We start from the raw sequence: 20,044 nt of genomic DNA on the forward strand, positions 1-20,044 counted from the left end.
TTCGTGCCGAGGCACTACGCACCAATACTCAAAAACTGGGGTTGCTGCGAAAGCGCTTGCAGGTTGACTTCCTGCCAGCGCTCTCCTGCTGCGTCGGTGTACAGATGCCCGTGCCACGCAGGTGCTTCTGCGCCCGGAGCCTCCGAGGCCGTGAAGGCCTCCGCGCCCCGCAACCCCGCCAGTCGGTCGACCAGCAATGCGCAGTTGACTTCGAGCAGCTCGTTGAATGCAACGAGCCGCGATTGCATGCGCGCCGCCTCGGTGGCGGGCTGTGCGCCAAGCCCGCCCGCGGCGAAGCCCGACAGCTGGACGACGCCGTAGAGGCCGCCGCGCAGGTTGGCGACGCCGAGGAACCACGGCTCCGTGTAGGGCACGGGCTGTGGCGGCGTCCAGGGAAAGATTTCGCCGGCATGTCCCAGCGGAAAGAGGTACTTGCCCTCGCCGGCCTCGACGGCCAGCCACGTCGCGGCCACGCCGGTCGTGCGCGCAGCCTGCAGACGGCTTGCAAGCCGGGACTGGAAGGCTCTCAGTGCGTCGCGATTCGCCATGGACTCAACCGGCTCCTGCTCAGGCGAGCGCGCTGATCTTGGACATCAGATCCGCCGCATTGACCGGCTTCACGATGTAGTCGCGTGCGCCCTGGCGCATGCCCCAGACACGATCGGTTTCCTGGTTCTTGCTGGTGCACAGGATGATCGGGATGGCCGCGTACTTCGGGTCGCGGGCGATGGCGCGCGTGAGCTGGAAGCCGTTCTGGCCGGGCATGACGACGTCCATGAGGATCAGGTCGGGCTGCTCTTCTTCCAGGCGGCGCATCGCGTCGTCGGCGTTTTCGGCCGTCTTCACGGCAAAGCCGTTCTTCTGGAGGAGGTCGGTCAGGAACACCAATTCAGTCTTGGAGTCGTCGACGACGAGGATTTTTCGAATAGGCATTACTGCACTTCCTGTTGAACGATGCCAAACTGCTGCACGGCCTGCAGCAACTGGTCTTTGGTGAATGGCTTGGTCAGGTAGTCTTGCGATCCGACCATGCGGCCGCGGGCCTTGTCGAATACACCGTCTTTCGACGACAGCATGACGACCGGAACCTTGGAGAAATGCGCGTTGCGCTTGATGATGGCGCAGGTCTGGTAGCCGTCGAGACGCGGCATGAGGATGTCGCAGAAAATCAGGTGGGGCTTGTGGTCGTTAACCTTGGAGAGCGCATCGAAACCGTCTTCCGCCAGAAGAACCTCGTGCCCACCCTGCTTCAGAAAAATCTCGGCACTGCGCCGGATGGTGTTGCTGTCATCGATGACCAGCACCTTGTAACCTGATCCATTCGGGCCCATTGCAAACGCTCCTGCTCATGAGACTTGGATGCCCGCCGCGCCGTACATCGACGCAGATCGCGTAGCCCTATGCCAATCTTCAGATTTCAACCATTTCGAAGTCTTCCTTGCGTGCACCGCACTCAGGACAGGTCCAGTTCATCGGAACATCGGCCCAGGCCGTGCCTGCCGCGATCCCGTCTTCCGGAACACCCACCGCTTCGTCATAGATCCACCCACAAATCAGGCACATCCAAGTTTTCGTATTCATCGGAGCTTAAAGTCCTTGTTCATTAAATGCAACGAGTGTATCTATGCGTATCTCACTGGCGGGGCCTAAACGTCGCGCCCATGCCACCATCCAGCGGATTCCGCCCGGCGTATGACCATCTACTTACATTCCGCAGACAGCCCACGCAAACCGGGCGATCTTAACGACCCCTCGCAGGACGAAGAATCGATCGCCGAGCGCGACCTCAATCCGCCCTGCGTGCTGGTGTTCAATGCGAGCGATCCGAGCGGCGCGGGCGGCCTGGGTGCCGATGCCCTCGCCATGGCGTCGGTGGGCGCACACATTCTGCCGGTTGTCACAGGGGCCTACGCCCGCGACACGGCCGAAATCTTCGACCATTTCGCCTTCGACGAGGAGGCCATCGCCGAGCAGGCGCGGGCCATCCTGGAGGACGTGGAAGTCCAGCTGATCAAGGTGGGTTTCGTGGGCACGCCCGATGCCCTGAGCACGATCGCCGAGACCGCCTCCGACTACCCCGAAGTGCCCGTGGTGGCCTACATGCCCAACCTTTCCTGGTGGGACGAGAACCAGATCGAGGCCTATCTGGACGCGTTTCGCGAGCTCGTTTTGCCCCAGACGACGGTGTTGGTTGGAAACCACAGTACGCTGTGGCGATGGCTGCTTCCGGACTGGAGCGGCGAGCGTCCGCCCGGTGCGCGCGACATCGCCAAGGCCGCCGGCGAGTTCGGCGTGCCCTACACGCTGGTGACCGGCATGGTGCTGCCCGACCAGTTCATCGACAACGTGCTGGCCTCGCCGCAGTCGGTCCTCGTCAACGAGAAGTACGAGCGGCTCGAAGCCGTCTTCGCCGGCGCGGGCGACACGCTCTCGGCCGCGCTGGCCGCCCTGCTCGCGAGCGGCACCGACCTGGTGGCCGCGACGAGCGAAGCCCTCGCCTACATGGACCGGTGCCTGGACGCGGGTTTCCGCCCCGGCATGGGCCATGTGCTGCCCGACCGCCTGTTCTGGGCCGAACCCGAGGACGACGACGAAGACGACGACCCCGACGCCCCCCAGGACTTTGCCCTCCCCCCTCACGACACCCGACACTGAAATGTTGCTCGCCCCCAGGCTGCCCGCACTTCGTGTCGGTTCGCCAACCCCCTACCAGGGGCGGGCCGGCCGCTTCGGGCGGCCGTGCGCGGCGGCCCTTCCCTGAAAACCCTCCCTTCGCTGCAATGCCTACCACTGACAAAAACGACATTCTTTTCGAGCGCGCCCGCGCCGTGATCCCCGGCGGCGTGAACTCGCCCGTGCGCGCCTTCAAGGCCGTCGGCGGCACGCCGCGCTTCATCCAGCGTGCCGAAGGCGCCTATTTCTGGGACGCCAACGGCAAGCGCTACATCGACTACATCGGCTCCTGGGGTCCGATGATCCTGGGCCATGGCCATCCCGCCGTCGTCGAGGCGGTGCAGAAGGCCGTGCTCGAAGGCTTCTCCTACGGCGCGCCGACCGAGCGCGAGATCGAACTGGCCGAGGCGATCCTCGCGCTGGTGCCCTCCATGGAAATGGTGCGGCTCGTGAGCTCCGGCACCGAGGCCGCGATGAGCGCCCTGCGCCTGGCGCGCGGCGCCACCGGCCGCAAGAGCATCATCAAGTTCGAGGGCTGCTACCACGGCCATGCCGACGCGCTGCTCGTGAAGGCGGGCTCGGGCCTCGCCACCTTCGGCAACCCGACCTCGGCCGGCGTGCCGCCCGAGGTGGTGCAGCACACGATCGTGCTCGAGTACAACAACCTGCAGCAACTCGTAGAGGCCTTCTCGCTGCATGGCAACGACATCGCCTGCCTGATGATCGAGGCCATCGCCGGCAACATGAACTTCGTGCGCGCCACGCCCGAATTCGCCCAGCGCTGCCGCGACCTGTGCACGCAGCACGGCGCGCTCCTGATCTTCGACGAGGTGATGACCGGCTTTCGCGTGGGACTGCACGGCGCGCAGGGCGTGCTGGGCATCAAGCCCGACCTTACGGTGCTGGGCAAGGTCATCGGTGGCGGCATGCCGCTGGCGGCCTTCGGCGGCCCGCGCGCGATCATGGAACAACTCGCGCCGCAGGGGCCGGTCTATCAGGCAGGCACGCTCTCGGGCAACCCGGTGGCCACGGCTTGTGGCTTGGCCACGCTCAAGGAGATCGCCAAGCCCGGTTTCTACGAAGCGCTCGGCAAGAAGACGCGCTCGTTGGTCGACGGCCTGAAGGCCGCGGCAGCCGCCGAGGGCCGGCCCTTCAATGCCGACAGCGAAGGCGGCATGTTCGGCTTTTTCCTCATGAAGGACCTGCCGCAAAACTATGCCACCGTGATGACAACCGACAACGCCAAGTTCAATGCGTTGTTTCACGGTTTGCTCGATCGCGGCGTGTATATTGCCCCCGCGCTTTACGAAGCAGGCTTCGTGAGCGCAGCGCACGGGGAGGAAGACATCGCAGCCACCATAGAAGCGGCACGAGAGATTTTCCGAACGCCCTAGTCCATGAACGCCCTGCGCCTGCTGCCGGTATCGAGTGTTGCTCTTGCTCTTCTTCTACCCGGCCTGGCGCAAGCGCAGTCCTCGTTCGATCCGAAGAACATCTGGGTCAATCCGGGCTTCTATTCGGCGCACTTCGACAGCGGCAAAGGCCTGGAAAATTCCAACTTCGGCCTGGGCTTCGAGTACCCGCTGAGCGACACCTACCGCGTCACTGCGGGTGCGTTCCACAACAGCGACCGGCGCCAGTCGCACTACATCGGGCTGTACGTGCTGCCCTTCGAGTTCTACGGCGTGAAGTTCGGCGCGGTGGTGGGCGGCTTCGACGGCTACCCCAACTACCGCAACGGCAACTGGTTCCCGGCGATCCTTCCGACGGCCGCCATCGAAGGCAAGAACTGGGGCCTGAACATCGCCTACGTGCCGACGATCAAGAACCGCCTCTACGGCGCGATCACCTTCCAGCTCAAATACCGGTTCGGTACCCACGAATAAGCAGGCCCCGAACCGCGCTTCCGTTCAATGACGGAAGTGGCGCACGCCCGAGAGCACCATCACCACGCCGCGCTCGTCGGCCGCATCGATCACTTCCTGGTCGCGCATCGAACCGCCCGGCTGGATGACGCAGCTCGCGCCCGCATCCACCACCACATCGAGGCCGTCGCGGAACGGGAAGAAGGCATCGCTCGCCACTGCCGTGTCTTTCAGCGACAGGCCCGCGTGCTCGGCCTTGATGCTCGCGATGCGGGCCGAGTCGAGGCGGCTCATCTGGCCCGCGCCGACGCCCATGGTCATGCCGTTGGCGCAGAACACGATGGCGTTGCTCTTGACGTACTTCGCGACCTTCCAGGCGAACAGCAGGTCCTGCAGTTGCTGCGGCGTGGGTTGCTTCTTGCTCACCACCTTGAGGTCGCTGGCGGCGAGTTCATGGTTGTCGGCTGTCTGGATCAACAGGCCCGAGCCGACGCGCTTGACGTCCATCGCGTTGCGGCCGTTGTCCCAGTCGGTGGCACCGCCCTTGGGCAACGCAATTTCGAGCACGCGCACGTTGAGCTTGGCCTTCGTGGCCTGGAACACTTCGAGCGCCTCGGGCGTGTAGCCCGGTGCCATCAGCACCTCGACAAACTGCTTCGCGATCTCTTGCGCGGTGGCGCCGTCGACCGGGCGGTTGAACGCGATGATGCCGCCGAAAGCCGAGGTCGGATCGGTCTTGAAGGCCTTGGCGTAGGCCTCGTTCGCATCCTTGCCCACGGCCACGCCGCAGGGGTTGGCGTGCTTGACGATCACGCAGGCCGGCACGTCGAAGCTCTTGACGCATTCCCATGCCGCGTCTGCATCGGCGATGTTGTTGTAGCTGAGCTCCTTGCCCTGCAGCTGTTTCGCGGACACGAGCGAGCCGGGCGCCGGATAGAGGTCGCGGTAGAACGCGGCCTGCTGGTGCGGGTTCTCGCCATAGCGCAGGTCCTGCACTTTCACGAATCGGCCGTTGCTTTGCGCGGGGAACATCGAACGCGTGGGCGCGGGCTGGCCGATGCTGGCGTCGAAGTCGATGGCCGAGAGGTAGTCGCTGATCGCGCCGTCGTAGTCGGCAATGCGGTTGAACGCTGCCACCGAGAACGCGAACCTGGTCTTGTCGCTGAGCTTGCCGGCTGCCTTGAGCTCGGCGAGCGCCACGGGGTACTGGGCGGCGTCGGTGAGCACGCCCACGTCTTTCCAGTTCTTGGCCGCGCTGCGCACCATGGCCGGGCCGCCGATGTCGATGTTCTCGATCGCGTCCTCGAGCGTGCAACCGGCCTTGGCCACGGTCGATTCGAAGGGGTAGAGGTTGACGATCAACAGGTCGATGGTGTCGATGCCGTGTTCCTTGATCGCCGCCACGTGCGCCGGCAGGTCGCGCCGCGCGAGCAGGCCACCGTGGATCTTGGGATGCAGCGTCTTCACGCGACCGTCGAGCATTTCGGGAAAGCCGGTGTGGTCGGCGACCTCGGTCACCGGAAGGCCGGCGTCGGCCAGCAGCTTGGCGGTGCCGCCGGTGGACAGCAGCTTGATGCCCAGCGCATGCAGCGCCTGTGCGAATTCGAGGATGCCGGTCTTGTCGGAAACGGAGATGAGTGCGGTCTGAGCCATGGGTATGCCGTGAAGTTATTTCAAAAGTTTGTGCTCGACCAATTTCTTGCGGAGCGTGTTTCGGTTCAGTCCGAGCCATTGCGCGGCCTTGGACTGGTTGCCTTCTGCGCGCGTCATCACGACGTCGAGCAGGGGCTTCTCGACCACGCGCACGAGCATCTCGTACATGCCGTCGGGTTCGGTGCCGCGCAGATCGCGAAAGTAGCTGTCCAGACTGGTGCGCACGCAGTCCTCGATGTGTTTCTTGCTCATTGCCTGTTCTCTTCTCCTCAATCGACGGCGCAAGCCGCCTCCTCTTCACCGGACAGGTCTTCGGCCGCCTGGTGTGCGGGCATGCGGTCCATCCGGTCCGCAAGCCCGTCGAAATAGTCGCAGACCGCGCGAAGCTGTTCCGCGCAGTCCTCGATGGTGTTCATCCGGCCGCGGAACGCTTCGCCGTCGGGCAGCGTACGCACATACCAGCCGATGTGCTTGCGCGCGGTGCGCACGCCGCTGAAGTCGCCGTAGAGCGCGTAGTGCTCCACCAGATGATCGAGCAGCAGGCGGCGCACCTCGGCGACCAGCGGCGGTGCGAGGTAGGTGCCGGTCTCCAGGAAATGCGCGATCTCGCGAAAGATCCAGGGCCGGCCCTGCGCGGCGCGGCCGATCATCACCGCATCGGCACCGGTGGCCGCGAGCACGTCGCGCGCCTTCTCGGGCGAGGTTATGTCGCCGTTGGCCACCACCGGCACGCGCACCGCGGCCTTGACGGCGGCAATGGTGTCGTACTCGGCGTGGCCCTTGTAGCCTTGCTCGCGCGTGCGGCCATGCACGGTGAGCATCTGCACGCCGGCCGATTCGAAATCGCGCGCGAGCTTCACTGCGTTGCGGTTGTCTTCGCTCCAGCCGGTGCGCATCTTGAGCGTGACCGGCACGTTGTGCGGTTGCGCCGCATCGACCACGGCCTGCACGATTTCAAGTGCCAGCGGCTCGTCGCGCATCAGCGCCGAGCCGGCCCACTTGTTGCAGACCTTCTTGGCCGGGCAGCCCATGTTGATGTCGATGATCTGCGCGCCGCGCTCGATGTTGTAGACCGTGGCCTCGGCCATCATGGCCGCATCGGTGCCGGCGATCTGCACCGCAATGGGGCCCGGCTCGCCGTCGTGATTCGCGCGGCGCGATGTCTTGAGCGTGCCCCAGAGTTCCTTGCGCGAAGTGACCATCTCGCTGACCGCATAACCCGCACCGAGTTCGCGGCACAGCATGCGGAAGGGCCGGTCCGTCACGCCGGCCATGGGCGCGACGAACAGGCGGTTTTCCAGCGTGTGGTTGCCGATCTGCAAGGTCATTTGGAGGGGAGCGGTGCGCGTTCGGCTGCTGAAAAATGAGGCACGATTGTAGCCACCTGCGATTTCGGCGACTGAAACGATTTGCGCCTTCGGCACACGCGTAAACACCAGTACACGGCGGGGCTTTCTCCGACGCTGGCGCGATGCCGGCGCTGCCTATACTCCGCCGACCTTATGCAAGCCTGGCTCGACTCCCTCATGGCACTGCTGGCGCTGCCGCAGTACGGTCTCTCGACGCTGTTCGTGGCCGCCTTCGTCTCCGCCACGCTGCTGCCGGTGGGCTCCGAGCCCATCCTGTTCGGCCTGCTCAGGCTCAACCCCGAGATGTTCTGGCCGGCTATCGCGGTCGCGACGGTAGGCAACACCCTGGGCGGCGCGGTCGACTGGTGGATGGGCTACGGCGCGCACAAGGTCGCTGACAAATACTCGCACTCGAAACACCACGTGCGCGTGCTCGGGTGGCTAGAACGCCTCGGGCCGAAGGCCTGTCTCCTGAGCTGGCTCCCGCTGGTGGGCGATCCGCTGTGCGCGGTCGCAGGCTGGCTCAAGCTGCCGTTCTGGCCGTGTCTCGGCTACATGGCCATCGGAAAATTCTTGCGCTACGTCTGCATGACCGTGGCGCTGATCTACATCTTCCCGGCCTGACGGTAACCCTCAGCTCAACAGGCCGTAGGGGCCACCGCGTTCGAGCGCCCGCTTGTACGCAGGCCGCGCGTGGATGCGCTCCAGGTACGCCATGAGCTTCGGCCGCTTCGCATCGAGGCCGCCGCGCGCCTGCGAGGCTTCGACCACGAAGCTCATCTGGATGTCCGCGCCCGTGAATTCATCGCCGGCGAACCACTCGCTCTTGCCCAGTTCGGACTCCATGTAGTTCAGGTGGCTCGCGATGTTCGGATTGATGAACGCCGACTTCGCCTTGGCCGCAATCGCCTTGGCCACCGGCTTCGCGAAGAAGGGCATCTTGGTCGTCTCGATCCGGTCGAACACCAGCTTGAGCAGGAGCGGCGACATGGCCGTGCCTTCGGCGAAATGCAGCCAGTAGCGGTAGCGCAGCGCCTCCGGCGTGCCGGCCGTGGGCGCGAGGCGGCCGCGGCCGTAGCGCTCGATCACCGTCTCGATCACCGCGCCCGACTCCGCGAGCGTGAGGCCGTCGTCCGTCGTCACCACGGGCGACTTGCCAAGCGGGTGAATGGCTTTGAGCGAAGCGGGCGCCAACATGGTTTGCGGGTCGCGCTGGTACTGAACGATCTCGTAAGGCAGTTCGAGTTCTTCGAGCAGCCAGAGCACGCGCTGCGAGCGCGAATTGTTGAGGTGATGGACGGTGAGCATGGTGGCTGGGCCTTGTGGAGACATCGGGGCGCGCGCAGTCTAACAACAGGGCTTTGGCATCCTGCGACACAGGGCTCCGGCCTACGGCGAGCCGGTGCGCCGCTTCCTAGAGTCATTCGGATGAAGAAACTCCTTGGGCCCTGGAAGCAACTTGCAGCCGGCCTCTGGCTCGGCGCCCTGGCCTGCCACGCGTGGGCGCTGCAACCGGAGGAAGTCTTTCGCAAGGCGTCGCCCGCGGTCTGGACCGTCAAGGGCGACCAGGGCAACAACAAGACTTCTGTCGGCAGCGCGGTCGCCGTGACGCCCGCCGCGCTGGCCACGGCCTGCCATGTGGTGAACGGCGCCATGTCGGCCACCGTGACGCAGGGCCAGGCCACCATCAAGATCAAGAGCATCCTGCGCGATCCCGATCCGTCGCGCGACCTGTGCGTGCTGATGACGGAAACGCCGCTGCAGTTGCCCGCCGTGCCGATCGCACCAGTCGAGAGCCTGCGCGTCGGCCAGCGCGTGTTCGCCATCGGCAGCCCGCAGGGACTCGAACTCAGCTTGAGCGAGGGCCTGATCTCCGCGTTGCGGCCCCGGTCGCAAGGCCAGCTGCCGATCATCCAGACCTCCGCGCCGGCGTCCTCGGGTTCGAGTGGCGGCGGGCTGTTCGACGAGGAAGGCCGGCTGGTCGGCGTCACCGACCGCGTGGCGCCCGGCGGCGCGAACCTCGGCTTTGCCTATCCCGCGCAATGGGTGATGGAACTGCCGCAGCGCGTGATCGCGGAGATGGCCAAGTGGCGCAATCTGCTCAAGAACGTCGGCGTGGCACTCGATGCCAGCGGAGAACCCGCGTCCTCGGGCCATGCAGACCTGGCCGACGAAGCCGGCCTGCCGGTCGTCGGCGCAGACCCCGCGCAGATACGCGCCGCGTACCGCCAGTTTCTGCTGCAGGCGCGCCCGCGAGCGTTCCTGATCACGAGCGACAACAAGTTCGGCACGGCCACCAACTCGGCGGCGCTGACCGAGCACCTCAAGGGATGCGCGGAGCGCAAGGTGGTGTGTGCCGCGTATGCGGTGGACAACACGGTGGTGTGGGGCAAGCAGCAAGCTGCGAAGTAGTCCAGGCTCCGGGGCCTATTCGCGAGACACCGCGGAACCGGCTCCGCCGGGCCGCCGGTGTCGCCCCCGGTAGGGGGGTGGAGAAGCGACACGAAGTGCGCGAAGCCTGGGGGCGAGCCGATTTACGAACTGAACAGGAAGTTCATCACGTCGCCATCCTTCACGACGTATTCCTTGCCTTCCGACCGCATCTTCCCCGCGTCCTTCGCGCCTTGTTCGCCCTTGAAGGCGATGTAGTCGTCGAACGCGATGGTCTGGGCGCGGATGTAGCCCTTCTCGAAATCGCCGTGGATCACGCCGGCCGCCTGCGGGCCGGTGTCGCCGATGTGGATGGTCCAGGCGCGCACTTCCTTCACGCCGGCGGTGAAGTAGGTTTGCAGACCGAGGAGCTTGAAGGCCGCGCGGATCAGGCGGTTCAGGCCCGGCTCGTCCTGGCCGATTTCGGCGAGGAACATCTTCTTGTCTTCGTCGTCCATCTCGGCCAGGTCGGCTTCGATCTTGGCGCAGATGGCGACCACGGGCGCGCCCTGCCTGGCCGCGTATTCGCGCAGGCGGTCCAGGTACGGGTTGTTCTCGAAGCCGTCTTCGGCCACGTTGCCGACGAACATCGCGGGCTTGGCGGTGATGAGCGTGAAGCTCTTGACCAGCGGTTGCTCTTCCTTGGTGAACTCCAGCGCGCGCACCGGGATGTTCTCGTTCAGCGAGGCCTGGCAGCGTTCGAGCAGGCCGACCAGCTTTTGCGCTTCCTTGTCGCCCGAGCGCGCGACCTTGGTGTGGCGGTGCAGCGCCTTCTCGACCGTGGCCAGGTCGGCCAGGCAGAGCTCGGTCTGGATCACTTCGATGTCGGAGATCGGGTCGACCTTGCCGGCCACGTGGATCACGTTGTCGTCGTCGAAGCAGCGCACCACGTTCACCGTGGCGTCGGTTTCGCGGATGTGCGCAAGAAACTTGTTGCCCAGGCCTTCGCCGGTGCTGGCGCCGGCCACGAGGCCGGCGATGTCGACGAATTCGACGATGGCGGGCACCACGCGCTCGGGCTTCACGATCTCGCTCAACTGGGCCAGGCGCGGATCGGGCACTTCCACCACGCCCACGTTGGGCTCGATGGTGCAGAACGGATAGTTCTCCGCTGCGATGCCGGCCTTGGTCAATGCATTGAAAAGGGTGGATTTACCGACGTTGGGCAGGCCGACGATGCCGCATTGCAAACTCATGGGAGGTCCTCTTGGGTAACCGGGCATTTTAGGCGACCATGTCTCGATGCCCGCGCTGCAGGTCTTGGGCCTCTTCCTCACCAATCGGAACCTCAGGGTTAAACCGGATTAGCAAACGTTTGCGCAAACGTTTTCGTTGGTTAATATCGACACCCCCGGCACAGACCGGCGTACCGCTCAACCACCCCAGGAGACACACCATGAAGTTCACCCGCCGCACCCTGCAAAGCGCCGCCGCGCTCACCCTGCTGGGCGCCATCGCCGCCACGCCCGCCTTCGCACAGGACAAGCCCAAGGTCGCGCTGGTCATGAAGTCGCTGGCCAACGAGTTCTTCCGCACCATGGAAGACGGCGCCAAGGCACACAACAAGGCCAACGCGGCCAAGTACACGCTGGTGGCCAACGGCATCAAGGACGAGACCGACACTTCCGCCCAAATCAAGATGGTCGAGCAGATGGTGGCGCAGAAGATCAACGCGCTGGTCATTGCACCGGCCGATTCGAAGGCGCTGGTGCCGGTGATCAAGGCGGCCATCGACAAGGGCATCCTGGTGGTCAACATCGACAACCAGCTCGACGCCGCCGCGCTGAAGGAAAAGGGCATCCTGGTGCCCTTCGTCGGCCCCGACAACCGCGCCGGCGCCAAGCTGGTGGGCGATGCGCTGGCCAAGGAGCTGAAGGCCGGCGACAAGGTCGGCATCATCGAAGGCGTCTCCACCACCTTCAATGCGCAGCAGCGCACCCTCGGCTACCAGGACGCCATGAAGGCCGCCAACGTGACGGTGGTGGGCGTGCAGTCCGGCCAGTGGGAAATCGACAAGGGCAACACGGTGGCCGCCGGCATGATGCGCGAGCACCCCGACCTGAAGGCGCTGCTCGCCGGCAACGACAGCATGGCGCTGGGCGCAGTGGCTGCCGTCAAGGCCGCGGGCAAGACCGGCAAGGTGCTGGTGGTGGGCTACGACAACATCGGCGCCATCAAGCCGATGCTGAAAGACGGCCGCGTGCTCGCCACCGCCGACCAGTTCGCCGCCAAGCAGGCCGTGTTCGGCATCGAGACCGCGCTGAAGGCCATCGCCGACAAGAAGAAGCAGTCGGAGATGCCCGCCGAAGTGAAGACCGACGTGGTGCTGGTCACCAAAGACTCCAAGTAAATGTTGCTCGCCCCCAGGCTTCGCGCACTTCGTGTCGCGCGCGCCTTCCCCCTACCGGGGGCAACACCTGAGGCCCGGCGAAGCCGGTTCCTCGGTGTTTCTGGAATGAATGAGGTTGCCATCGATGGCTGATAACGATCGCAATACGCCGGTGCTCTCGCTGAGCGCGCTCGGCAAGGACTACGCGGCGCCGGTGCTCGACGACGTCTCGATCGTGCTGAACGCCGGGGAAGTGCTCGCCCTCACGGGTGAGAACGGCGCCGGCAAGAGCACGCTGTCCAAGATCGTCTGCGGCCTGGTGCAGCCCACGCGCGGCCAGATGCTGCTGGACGGCAAGCCGTTCCAGCCCGGCTCGCGCCGCGATGCCGAGCGCCTGGGCGTGCGCATGGTGATGCAGGAGCTGGGGCTGGTCACCACGCTGTCGGTGGCAGAGAACCTGCTGCTCGACCGCCTGCCCAACAAGACCGGCTGGATCCGCAAGGCCAAATTGCACGAGCTGGCCGCGCGCCAGCTCGCCAAGATCGGCATGGAGAACATCGATCCGGCCACGCCCGTCGCGCGGCTGGGCATCGGCCAGCAGCAGATGGTGGAGATCGCGCGCAACCTGCAGGACGACACGCGCGTGCTGGTGCTCGACGAGCCCACCGCGATGCTCACGCCGCGCGAGACCTCGCACCTCTTCGAGCAGATCGAGCTGCTGAAGGCGCGCGGCGTGGCGATTGTTTATGTCTCGCACCGCCTCGAGGAACTGCAGCGCATTGCCGACCGCGTGGCGGTGCTGCGCGACGGCCGGCTGGTGGACGTGCGCGCCATGGCCGGCGTGCGCGAATCCGAACTGGTGCAGCGCATGGTCGGCCGCGCGGTGCACGAGCATGAAGGGCGTGGGCGCCGCACGGCCGGCCCCGTGCTGCTGAGCGCGCGCGGCATCGGCCGCGCCGAGGTGGTGCGCGACGTCGACCTCGATCTGCGCGCAGGCGAAATCATGGGCCTCGCCGGCCTGGTCGGCTCGGGCCGGACCGAACTGGTGCGCCTGTTGTTCGGCGCCGACCGCGCGGACCGCGGAGAAATTTCTCTCTACGACGCCAAGACCGGTGCAGAGCCCACACAGCACGTTCGCAAGGGCTGGCGCTCGCCGATGCAGGCGATCCGCGCCGGCATCGGGCTGGTCACCGAAGACCGCAAGTCGCAGGGCCTGCTGCTCACGCAGTCGATCCGCGTCAACGCCACGCTGAGCGACCTGGGCGCGATCTCGCACGCCGGCTGGCTGCAGCGCGCCAAGGAACGCAGCATTGCGCGGCAACTGGTGGAGTTACTGCGCATCCGCTCGCGCAGCATCGAACAACCTGTTGCCACGCTCAGCGGCGGCAACCAGCAGAAGGTGGTGTTCGCACGCTGGCTGCACCGCGAATGCAAGGTGCTGCTGCTCGATGAACCCACGCGCGGCGTGGACGTCGGTGCGCGCGCCGACCTGTACGCCGAGCTCGACCGCATGACCGATGCCGGCAAGGCGCTGCTGATGGTGTCGAGCGACCTGCGCGAGCTGATGGCCATGTGCGACCGCATCGGCGTGATGAGCGCCGGCCGCCTGGTCGCGGTGTTCGAGCGCGGCGAGTGGAGCGAACAATCGCTGCTCGCCGCCGCCTTCAGCGACGCGACAGGACGCGCCGCCCCATCCACCTCTTCTCTTCCCGATTCGAACCCGGCCCAACCGGCCACCGCCGAGACACCATGAACGCAGCCGCAGCCCCGACTTCCAACCCGCGCACCTCCGCACTGAAGGGCCAGCTGGGCACCTACCTCGGCCTCACGGTCGTGCTGGTGGGCATGGTCGCGCTCTTCGGTTCGATGAGCGAATACTTCCTCACGCGCGACACCTTCATCTCGATCGCCAATGAAATCCCCGCGCTCGCAGTGATGGCGGTGGGCATGACCTTCGTGCTGATCATCGCGGGCATCGATCTGTCGGTCGGCTCGGTGCTCGCGCTCAGCGCGGCAGTGACCGCTGCCGCCATCCTCGAATGGAAGCTCTCGGTGCCGCTGGCCGCGGCGCTGGGCCTGGCCACCGGCCTCATCTGCGGCACGGTGACCGGCGCGGTGTCGGTCGCCTGGCGGTTGCCCAGCTTCATCGTCTCGCTGGGCATGCTCGAAGCGGTGCGCGGCGGCGCCTACCTCGTGACCGACTCGCGCACGCAGTACGTGGGCGATGCGATTTCGGGCCTGGCCGCGCCGTGGATCGGCGGCATCTCCGCCGCCTTCGTGCTTGCGGTGGTGCTGGTGGTCATCGGCCAGATGGTGCTCACGCGCACCGTGTTCGGGCGGCACGTGGTGGGCATCGGCACCAATGAAGAGGCGATGCGCCTGGCGGGTGTGGACCCGCGGCCGATCCGCATCATCGTGTTCGCCGTCACCGGTCTCCTGGCCGGGCTCGCGGGCCTGATGCAATCGGCGCGCCTCGAAGCGGCCGACCCGAATGCGGGCGTCGGCATCGAGCTGCAGGTGATCGCGGCCGTGGTCATCGGCGGCACCAGCCTCATGGGCGGGCGCGGTTCGGTGGTCAACACCTTCTTCGGTGTGCTCATCATCGCGGTGCTCGAAGCCGGGCTCGCGCAGGTGGGCGCGAGCGAGCCGAGCAAGCGCATCATCACCGGGGCGGTGATCGTGGTTGCAGTGATCATCGACACCTTGCGCCAGCGCCGCGCCGATCGTCGACTGGCCTGACGCTCCAAGAACCAACGAGGAAAGCCATGGCCACCATCAAGGACGTCGCGCTACGCGCGGGAGTCTCCGTCACCACCGTCTCGCACGTGGTCAACGACACGCGCCATGTGAGCGCCAAGGGCCGTGAGCGCGTCGAGCTCGCCATCCGCGAACTGGGCTACGTGCCCAACGCGATGGCGCGCAGCTTGAAGAGCAACACCACCTCGACGCTCGGGATGCTGATTCCGAACAGCTCGAACCCCTACTTCGCCGAGATCGTGCGCATCGTGGAAGACCGGTGCTTCGGTGCCGGCTACACGCTGGTGCTGTGCAACACCGACGACGAGCCCCGCCGCCAGAGCGTGTACCTGCAGGTGCTGGCCGAGCGCCGCATCGACGGTCTGATCGTGGTGTCGACGGGCGGCGACGATTCGCTCGTCACGCAATTGCAGGGCCTGCGCATTCCCACGGTGCTGGTCGACCGCGAGATCGCCGACCCGAACTGCGACCTGGTGGAAACCGCGCACATGCAGGGCGGCCTGCTCGCGGTGCGGCACCTGCTGTCGCTCGGCCACAGGCGCATTGCCTGCATCGGCGGACCGGTGAGCGTGATGCCCAGCGAGCAGCGCATCGAAGGCTGGCGCATGGCGCTGGCCGAGAACGGCGCCGTGCCCAATGCGGACGCGCTGCTGTGGCGCGGCGGCTTCACCAGCCAGGGCGGCTATGAAGCGATGCACGCCATCCTGCGCACCGAGCAGCCGCCTTCGGCCGTGTTCGTCTGCAACGACCTGATGGCCATCGGCGCGCTGCGCGCCGCGCATGAAAGCGGCGTGCGCGTGCCCGACGAGCTCTCGATCGTCGGCTTCGACGACATCGAACTCTCGGCCTACACCAGCCCGCCGCTCACCACCGTGGCGCAGCCCAAGGAGCGCATCGGCGCGCTGGCAGTCGACATGCTGCTGGAGCGCGTGGGCGGCAAGCGGCGCGATGCGCGCAAGGTGGTGCTGCAGCCCGAGCTGCGCGTGCGCGCCTCGACCGCGCGCCATGCGAGCTTCAAGGAAGCCGCCGCGCCCGTACCTTCTTCTTCGGCACCCGCCTCCGGTGCGGCGCCTTCAACGGAAAACCGAAAGTCCCGCACCCCGTGAGTTCGAAGCCTTCTTCCCGCAGCCCCGATCCGTCGGCACCGCGCATCGTGGTGCTCGGCAGCCTCAACATGGACCTGGTGCTGCGCGTCCCCCATGCGCCGGCCGCGGGCGAAACCCTGACCGGCCATTCGATCGCCACCATCCCCGGCGGCAAGGGCGCCAACCAGGCGGTGAGCTGCGCGCGCGAAGGCGCCCAGGTGCGCATGATCGGCTGCGTGGGCGGCGACGCCCACGGCCAGGCGCTGCGCGAATCGCTGGAGCGCGACGGCATCGACACCGCGGCACTGCGCACGGTCGACGGCGAGCCCACGGGCACCGCACTGATCCTGGTGGAAGACGGCGGGCAAAACCGCATCGTGATCATTCCCGGCGCCAACGCGCGCGTCGAAATCGACGAAGCGGCGCTGCGCGAGCAGCTGCAGGGCGCGGCCTTCCTGGTGACGCAGTTCGAGACGCCGATGGACCAGGTCGCGCGCGCCATCTCGGTGGCGCACGAAGCGGGCTGCAAGGTGCTGCTCAACCCCTCGCCGGTGCAGGCGATCGCCGAGCCGCTGTGGTCGCGCATCGACACGCTGGTCGTCAACGAGATCGAAGCGCAGACGCTCTGCGGCCAATCGGCCGACAGCCCGGAAGAAGCCGCGCTGGCCGGCAAGGCGCTGCGCGCCAAGGGCATCGCACGCGTGGTCGTCACGCTCGGTTCGCGCGGCGCGGTGGCCATCGACGCCGACGGTGCGCGCCACCATCCCGCGCCGACGGTGCAGGCGGTCGACACCACCGCCGCGGGCGACACCTTCCTCGGCGCGCTCGCCGTGGCGCTGGGTGAAGGCCAATCGTTCGACGAAGCCGTGCGCCTGGGCATCCGCGCCGCGGCGCTGTGCATCCAGCAGCCCGGCGCCCAACCTTCCATTCCGCAGTGCGCCGCCGTGCTGCAAAGCCCCCTGCCTCCCGACTGGATCACGCTGTGAAACGCTCTCCCCTGCTGCATGCCGAACTCTCGCAAGTGATTGCCGCGCTGGGGCATGGCGACATGGTGGTCATCGGCGATGCGGGCCTGCCGATTCCCGATGGCCCGAAGCGCATCGACCTCGCGCTCACACCCGGCATTCCGCGCGTTGCGGACGTGCTGAAAGTCGTGCTGTCGGAGATGCAGGTGGAGCGCGCGCTGCTGGCACGTGAGGCCATCGAGCATCTGCCCACCGGCACGCTGCCCACATGGTGCGAAGGCCAACTGGCCGTCGTGCCGGAGACGATCTCGCACGAGGAACTCAAGCGCCTGAGCGCGCGCGCCAAGGCGGTGATCCGCACCGGCGAATGCACGCCGTACGCGAACATCATTCTCTGTTCGGGCGTGACCTTCTGAGCTACTCGAAGCGGTAGTTCGCGCCCACGGCCTGGCCGACCTTGAGCGTGTATTCGACGCCCTGCACCACGATGCAGTTCATGCCGAAGGTGATGCCTCCATCGACGCGCGCATCCGCGCGGTAGGTGCGCAGCATGTTGCCGACCTCGGGGCTGCTGACGGCGGTCGCCGGATCGATGTCGGGGATGGGGCAGCGCGTGCAGGGCTTGACCGGCTTGAGCTCGGCCTCGCCTTCGGCTGTGGTGACATGCAGCGCGTCGACGCGGTCCTCGTCATGCGCCTCGATGCCGGCCAGCACGATGTTGGGCCGGAAGCGCTCGATGCCGACCGCCTCGTGCCCCGCCGCCGCGAGCCGCTCGTTGAGTTCCGCCAGCGATCCTTCGCTCGCCACCAGCAGCGGATAGCCGTCGGCGAACTGGTTCAGCGCCTCGACGCCGTCGGTCCACTTGAGGCTCGACAGGCGCTTGTGCTCGGGATCGAAGCGCACCAGCCGCAGGGTCTGCGGCTTGCCCGGCTCGGAGAGGAAATCGCTGAACCACTGGGCGGCGACATCGCCCATGTCGTAGGCGGCCACTTCGTCTTTCCACACCCGCACGCGCACCGGCTTCTCGACCCGGTCGAAGGCTAGGTGCAGGGCCAGCATGCCGGGGGCGCGCAGCACCACTTCCATGTGCTTCATCTGCGGCTTGATGAGCGCCATGCGCGGAATCTGGCGCTGGGTGACGAACTCGCCGTTGGCATCGACCACCATCCAGGCCCGGTCGAACTCGAGGCCGGTTTCGGTCAGCAGCATTTCATCGAGTTCGACACCGGCACACGATTTGACGGGGTAGACGAACAGGCGCGCGATAGTAGCTTCGAGGTCGAAAACAGGCTGCGGCACGGTGGGGGTTCCTTGGATCCTTGGAAAGCGAGCGCGATTGTCCCGCATCGGCGCCCCCGGCTTGGCATTCCGGCACGAATGGCGTTAAAACCGCGCCTTACGCCTTTGTCCACATTCCTTGGAGACGCATCCGCATGGCAGAAGACCTGAGCGAACAGCAGATTCCGATGACCGGGCAGGTCCTGATGCCCACGGGCCTCGCGGCGCTGGTGCGGATTCCGATTCCCGGCACCAACCTGTGCATCGAGCTGGACCCGCGCGGCTGGGTGCCCAAGGGTGGCTCGACCTCGACGCTGTTCTTCCAGGACATCAAGGGCAAGAAGCACCTGCGGCTGGACTATGGCTTCAACGTCAAGACCAACTCGGTGAACTACCACTGGAACGCCAACAACGCCACCGGGCATTTCGGTTACGGCGACCATCAGGTCGCGGGCGCGGCGGGCAAGTACGTCTACCAGGCGGCCAAATATTTCAAGTGGGGCGGACGCATCATCGGCGTGGTAGGCATGTCGCTGGATGCGGTCTCCATCGTGCAGTCGGACCGGCCCATGCGCCGTGCCACCGAGGTGGTGTCGGCCTGGGCGCTGGCACGCGTCGGCTGCGTGGCGGTGGGTGAATACGGCGCGGGTGCGGGCGTGGCTGGCGGGCCCTACGGCATCGCGGCGGGCGGCATCGGCGGCTGCCTGATCGGCGGCATCGCAGGCTACTGGGCGGGCGAGAAGATGGCGCAGGCCGCCTTCATCGTCTACGACTGGGCCGACGAGACGGTCTTCACGCCGCTGCTGCGTGCGGCCGAGTTCGAGGTCAACGCCTTCATGAAAGAGTTGGGAACGCCGCGATGGTAGGCCGCATCGGGCTGCACACGGTGCGCGCCAGCCTGCCGCCGGCCCTGGAGCTCGGGCAGCTGGGCGTGGGCCAGTCGATGCTGCTGGTGCAGATCGACGATGCGGACGACGACGCGCTCGATGCGCTGCACCTGGCCATCGCCGAGGCCTTCGTGGCGCTGGGCCGCGTCACCTTCCTGGAAGACGTGGAGCGGCCCACGCTCGGCACGCTGTGGCGCAAGTTGTGGAGCCCGGGGCATCACCGCAGCGATGGCGCCGAATGGACGCCCGAGGAACACGGCACGCGGCACCGCCGCATCGTGCTGCGCAGCGCGTTCGGCGCAGCGGGCGCCGTGGGCGCGGCGCCGGTGGAGCTGGGGCTGACTTCGACAACGAGGCCCGAGGTTGCGCTGCGGCTGTTCGAGTTCTCGGGATGGTTCCAGGGCGCGCAGCTGGTGCTGCTGTCGGCAGCGGCCGCGCCCGGGGTGGACGACCGCTTCATCTGCACGCTGGCGGCGGAGAAGAACTGGTCGGTGCTGGATGCGCTGCCAGCCGAGGACCAGATCTCGGCCGCGGCCTTTCCGGGCGTGGACGGCGCGCTGATGGGCGTCATCGCGCTCGGGAACACCGATGCGCAAGCCATCGCCGACGCGCTCACCGGGCGCTTCACCGCGTACGGCCTGCCCTGGCAGGTGCATCCGCCGGCCGAAACGCTGTCACGCTACGGCCATGCGCTGACCCAGGGCGCCTGACGCATTGCCCCTCGCCGGGCCGGGGCGGGAACGGGCGCACAACGCAACTCCTACAATCGTCCG

At 66.6% G+C, this 20,044-nt stretch carries 23 protein-coding genes; 13 read left to right on the forward strand and 10 right to left on the reverse strand.

What is annotated here, in order from left to right:
- Positions 1-14: 14 nt before the first annotated feature.
- The 4 genes from M2282_RS23100 to M2282_RS23115 all read right to left on the reverse strand — a co-directional run bounded on the left by M2282_RS23100 (position 15) and on the right by M2282_RS23115 (position 1,581).
- Positions 15-548, reverse strand: a complete 534-nt coding sequence (locus M2282_RS23100; RefSeq protein WP_280811109.1) for a chemotaxis protein CheW — start codon at positions 546-548, stop codon at positions 15-17.
- A 19-nt stretch (positions 549-567) separates the two neighbouring features.
- Positions 568-933, reverse strand: a complete 366-nt coding sequence (locus M2282_RS23105) for a response regulator (protein ID WP_042581921.1) — start codon at positions 931-933, stop codon at positions 568-570.
- Positions 933-1,331, reverse strand: coding sequence for a response regulator (locus M2282_RS23110; RefSeq protein ID WP_013543588.1), 399 nt, complete (start codon positions 1,329-1,331; stop codon positions 933-935). Before M2282_RS23110 ends, M2282_RS23105 begins: the two co-directional genes overlap by 1 nt.
- A gap of 79 nt (positions 1,332-1,410) precedes the next feature.
- On the reverse strand, positions 1,411-1,581 hold the full coding sequence (locus M2282_RS23115) for a rubredoxin (RefSeq protein ID WP_007838397.1): 171 nt from the start codon (positions 1,579-1,581) through the stop codon (positions 1,411-1,413).
- A 111-nt stretch (positions 1,582-1,692) separates the two neighbouring features.
- Here M2282_RS23115 and thiD point away from each other — a divergent pair, with 111 nt between their 5' ends.
- The 3 genes from thiD to M2282_RS23130 all read left to right on the forward strand — a co-directional run bounded on the left by thiD (position 1,693) and on the right by M2282_RS23130 (position 4,559).
- Positions 1,693-2,655 carry a bifunctional hydroxymethylpyrimidine kinase/phosphomethylpyrimidine kinase gene (thiD, locus tag M2282_RS23120; RefSeq protein ID WP_280811110.1) on the forward strand — a complete coding sequence of 321 codons (963 nt, stop codon included), beginning with the start codon at positions 1,693-1,695 and terminating at the stop codon, positions 2,653-2,655.
- 125 nt (positions 2,656-2,780) lie between these two features.
- Positions 2,781-4,067 (forward strand): glutamate-1-semialdehyde 2,1-aminomutase, encoded by a 1,287-nt coding sequence (gene hemL / locus M2282_RS23125; protein WP_280811111.1) that lies wholly within the window; start codon positions 2,781-2,783, stop codon positions 4,065-4,067.
- Between the two features lie 3 nt (positions 4,068-4,070).
- Positions 4,071-4,559, forward strand: coding sequence for a hypothetical protein (locus tag M2282_RS23130; protein WP_280811112.1), 489 nt, complete (start codon positions 4,071-4,073; stop codon positions 4,557-4,559).
- A 24-nt stretch (positions 4,560-4,583) separates the two neighbouring features.
- Here the strand turns inward: M2282_RS23130 and purH are convergent, their stop codons facing one another.
- From purH to dusB, 3 genes are read right to left on the reverse strand one after another with little or no spacing between them, the layout of a single operon-like run.
- Positions 4,584-6,191 (reverse strand): bifunctional phosphoribosylaminoimidazolecarboxamide formyltransferase/IMP cyclohydrolase, encoded by a 1,608-nt coding sequence (gene purH / locus M2282_RS23135; protein WP_280811113.1) that lies wholly within the window; start codon positions 6,189-6,191, stop codon positions 4,584-4,586.
- Between the two features lie 15 nt (positions 6,192-6,206).
- Positions 6,207-6,443 (reverse strand): Fis family transcriptional regulator, encoded by a 237-nt coding sequence (locus M2282_RS23140; RefSeq protein WP_007838304.1) that lies wholly within the window; start codon positions 6,441-6,443, stop codon positions 6,207-6,209.
- 17 nt (positions 6,444-6,460) lie between these two features.
- Entirely contained in the window at positions 6,461-7,519 is a 1,059-nt protein-coding gene (dusB, locus tag M2282_RS23145) for a tRNA dihydrouridine synthase DusB (protein ID WP_280811114.1), read from the reverse strand.
- 174 nt (positions 7,520-7,693) lie between these two features.
- Here dusB and M2282_RS23150 point away from each other — a divergent pair, with 174 nt between their 5' ends.
- On the forward strand, positions 7,694-8,164 hold the full coding sequence (locus M2282_RS23150) for a YqaA family protein (protein ID WP_042581927.1): 471 nt from the start codon (positions 7,694-7,696) through the stop codon (positions 8,162-8,164).
- Between the two features lie 9 nt (positions 8,165-8,173).
- Here the strand turns inward: M2282_RS23150 and M2282_RS23155 are convergent, their stop codons facing one another.
- Positions 8,174-8,848, reverse strand: a complete 675-nt coding sequence (locus tag M2282_RS23155; protein ID WP_280811115.1) for a glutathione S-transferase — start codon at positions 8,846-8,848, stop codon at positions 8,174-8,176.
- A gap of 120 nt (positions 8,849-8,968) precedes the next feature.
- Here M2282_RS23155 and M2282_RS23160 point away from each other — a divergent pair, with 120 nt between their 5' ends.
- Entirely contained in the window at positions 8,969-9,952 is a 984-nt protein-coding gene (locus M2282_RS23160; RefSeq protein ID WP_280811116.1) for a trypsin-like peptidase domain-containing protein, read from the forward strand.
- Positions 9,953-10,074: 122 nt separating this feature from the next.
- Here the strand turns inward: M2282_RS23160 and ychF are convergent, their stop codons facing one another.
- A complete protein-coding gene (gene ychF / locus M2282_RS23165; RefSeq protein WP_280811117.1) occupies positions 10,075-11,166 on the reverse strand; it encodes a redox-regulated ATPase YchF in 1,092 nt (363 codons plus the stop codon).
- Between the two features lie 200 nt (positions 11,167-11,366).
- On the opposite strand from ychF, the gene M2282_RS23170 reads away from it, so the two are divergent.
- From M2282_RS23170 to rbsD, 6 genes are all read left to right on the forward strand, one after another.
- On the forward strand, positions 11,367-12,320 hold the full coding sequence (locus tag M2282_RS23170; protein ID WP_280811118.1) for a sugar ABC transporter substrate-binding protein: 954 nt from the start codon (positions 11,367-11,369) through the stop codon (positions 12,318-12,320).
- A gap of 124 nt (positions 12,321-12,444) precedes the next feature.
- A complete protein-coding gene (locus tag M2282_RS23175; protein ID WP_280811119.1) occupies positions 12,445-14,052 on the forward strand; it encodes a sugar ABC transporter ATP-binding protein in 1,608 nt (535 codons plus the stop codon).
- Entirely contained in the window at positions 14,049-15,038 is a 990-nt protein-coding gene (locus tag M2282_RS23180) for an ABC transporter permease (RefSeq protein ID WP_280811120.1), read from the forward strand. The genes M2282_RS23175 and M2282_RS23180 overlap by 4 nt, the downstream gene beginning before the upstream one ends.
- Before the next feature lie 26 nt (positions 15,039-15,064).
- Complete coding sequence (locus tag M2282_RS23185) at positions 15,065-16,162, forward strand: LacI family DNA-binding transcriptional regulator (protein ID WP_280811121.1); 1,098 nt, start codon at positions 15,065-15,067, stop codon at positions 16,160-16,162.
- Positions 16,159-17,127: a ribokinase gene (gene rbsK, locus M2282_RS23190; protein WP_280811122.1), complete on the forward strand. Its 969-nt coding sequence runs from the start codon at positions 16,159-16,161 to the stop codon at positions 17,125-17,127. Before M2282_RS23185 ends, rbsK begins: the two co-directional genes overlap by 4 nt.
- Entirely contained in the window at positions 17,124-17,522 is a 399-nt protein-coding gene (gene rbsD, locus M2282_RS23195; protein WP_280811123.1) for a D-ribose pyranase, read from the forward strand. The genes rbsK and rbsD overlap by 4 nt, the downstream gene beginning before the upstream one ends.
- A 1-nt stretch (position 17,523) precedes the next feature.
- Here the strand turns inward: rbsD and M2282_RS23200 are convergent, their stop codons facing one another.
- Positions 17,524-18,405 (reverse strand): MOSC domain-containing protein, encoded by an 882-nt coding sequence (locus tag M2282_RS23200; RefSeq protein ID WP_280811124.1) that lies wholly within the window; start codon positions 18,403-18,405, stop codon positions 17,524-17,526.
- Between the two features lie 134 nt (positions 18,406-18,539).
- Here M2282_RS23200 and M2282_RS23205 point away from each other — a divergent pair, with 134 nt between their 5' ends.
- Together M2282_RS23205 and M2282_RS23210 are read left to right on the forward strand one after the other, a co-directional pair.
- A complete protein-coding gene (locus tag M2282_RS23205; RefSeq protein ID WP_280811125.1) occupies positions 18,540-19,250 on the forward strand; it encodes a hypothetical protein in 711 nt (236 codons plus the stop codon).
- Positions 19,244-19,981, forward strand: coding sequence for a hypothetical protein (locus M2282_RS23210; RefSeq protein ID WP_280811126.1), 738 nt, complete (start codon positions 19,244-19,246; stop codon positions 19,979-19,981). The genes M2282_RS23205 and M2282_RS23210 overlap by 7 nt, the downstream gene beginning before the upstream one ends.
- Positions 19,982-20,044: the final 63 nt, after the last annotated feature.

This window comes from Variovorax boronicumulans (genome assembly GCF_029892485.1).
GTDB classification, from domain to species: Bacteria; Pseudomonadota; Gammaproteobacteria; order Burkholderiales; family Burkholderiaceae_C; genus Variovorax; species Variovorax boronicumulans_B.

Bases quoted from the DNA above. Each gene is read 5' to 3' on its own strand.
- M2282_RS23100 (WP_280811109.1), bottom strand. From the start codon at position 548: ATGGCGAATCGCGACGCACTGAGAGCCTTCCAGTCCCGGCTTGCAAGC.
- M2282_RS23105 (WP_042581921.1), bottom strand. From the start codon at position 933: ATGCCTATTCGAAAAATCCTCGTCGTCGACGACTCCAAGACTGAATTG.
- M2282_RS23110 (WP_013543588.1), bottom strand. From the start codon at position 1,331: ATGGGCCCGAATGGATCAGGTTACAAGGTGCTGGTCATCGATGACAGC.
- M2282_RS23115 (WP_007838397.1), bottom strand. From the start codon at position 1,581: ATGAATACGAAAACTTGGATGTGCCTGATTTGTGGGTGGATCTATGAC.
- thiD (WP_280811110.1), top strand. From the start codon at position 1,693: ATGACCATCTACTTACATTCCGCAGACAGCCCACGCAAACCGGGCGAT.
- hemL (WP_280811111.1), top strand. From the start codon at position 2,781: ATGCCTACCACTGACAAAAACGACATTCTTTTCGAGCGCGCCCGCGCC.
- M2282_RS23130 (WP_280811112.1), top strand. From the start codon at position 4,071: ATGAACGCCCTGCGCCTGCTGCCGGTATCGAGTGTTGCTCTTGCTCTT.
- purH (WP_280811113.1), bottom strand. From the start codon at position 6,191: ATGGCTCAGACCGCACTCATCTCCGTTTCCGACAAGACCGGCATCCTC.
- M2282_RS23140 (WP_007838304.1), bottom strand. From the start codon at position 6,443: ATGAGCAAGAAACACATCGAGGACTGCGTGCGCACCAGTCTGGACAGC.
- dusB (WP_280811114.1), bottom strand. From the start codon at position 7,519: ATGACCTTGCAGATCGGCAACCACACGCTGGAAAACCGCCTGTTCGTC.
- M2282_RS23150 (WP_042581927.1), top strand. From the start codon at position 7,694: ATGCAAGCCTGGCTCGACTCCCTCATGGCACTGCTGGCGCTGCCGCAG.
- M2282_RS23155 (WP_280811115.1), bottom strand. From the start codon at position 8,848: ATGCTCACCGTCCATCACCTCAACAATTCGCGCTCGCAGCGCGTGCTC.
- M2282_RS23160 (WP_280811116.1), top strand. From the start codon at position 8,969: ATGAAGAAACTCCTTGGGCCCTGGAAGCAACTTGCAGCCGGCCTCTGG.
- ychF (WP_280811117.1), bottom strand. From the start codon at position 11,166: ATGAGTTTGCAATGCGGCATCGTCGGCCTGCCCAACGTCGGTAAATCC.
- M2282_RS23170 (WP_280811118.1), top strand. From the start codon at position 11,367: ATGAAGTTCACCCGCCGCACCCTGCAAAGCGCCGCCGCGCTCACCCTG.
- M2282_RS23175 (WP_280811119.1), top strand. From the start codon at position 12,445: ATGGCTGATAACGATCGCAATACGCCGGTGCTCTCGCTGAGCGCGCTC.
- M2282_RS23180 (WP_280811120.1), top strand. From the start codon at position 14,049: ATGAACGCAGCCGCAGCCCCGACTTCCAACCCGCGCACCTCCGCACTG.
- M2282_RS23185 (WP_280811121.1), top strand. From the start codon at position 15,065: ATGGCCACCATCAAGGACGTCGCGCTACGCGCGGGAGTCTCCGTCACC.
- M2282_RS23205 (WP_280811125.1), top strand. From the start codon at position 18,540: ATGGCAGAAGACCTGAGCGAACAGCAGATTCCGATGACCGGGCAGGTC.
- M2282_RS23210 (WP_280811126.1), top strand. From the start codon at position 19,244: ATGGTAGGCCGCATCGGGCTGCACACGGTGCGCGCCAGCCTGCCGCCG.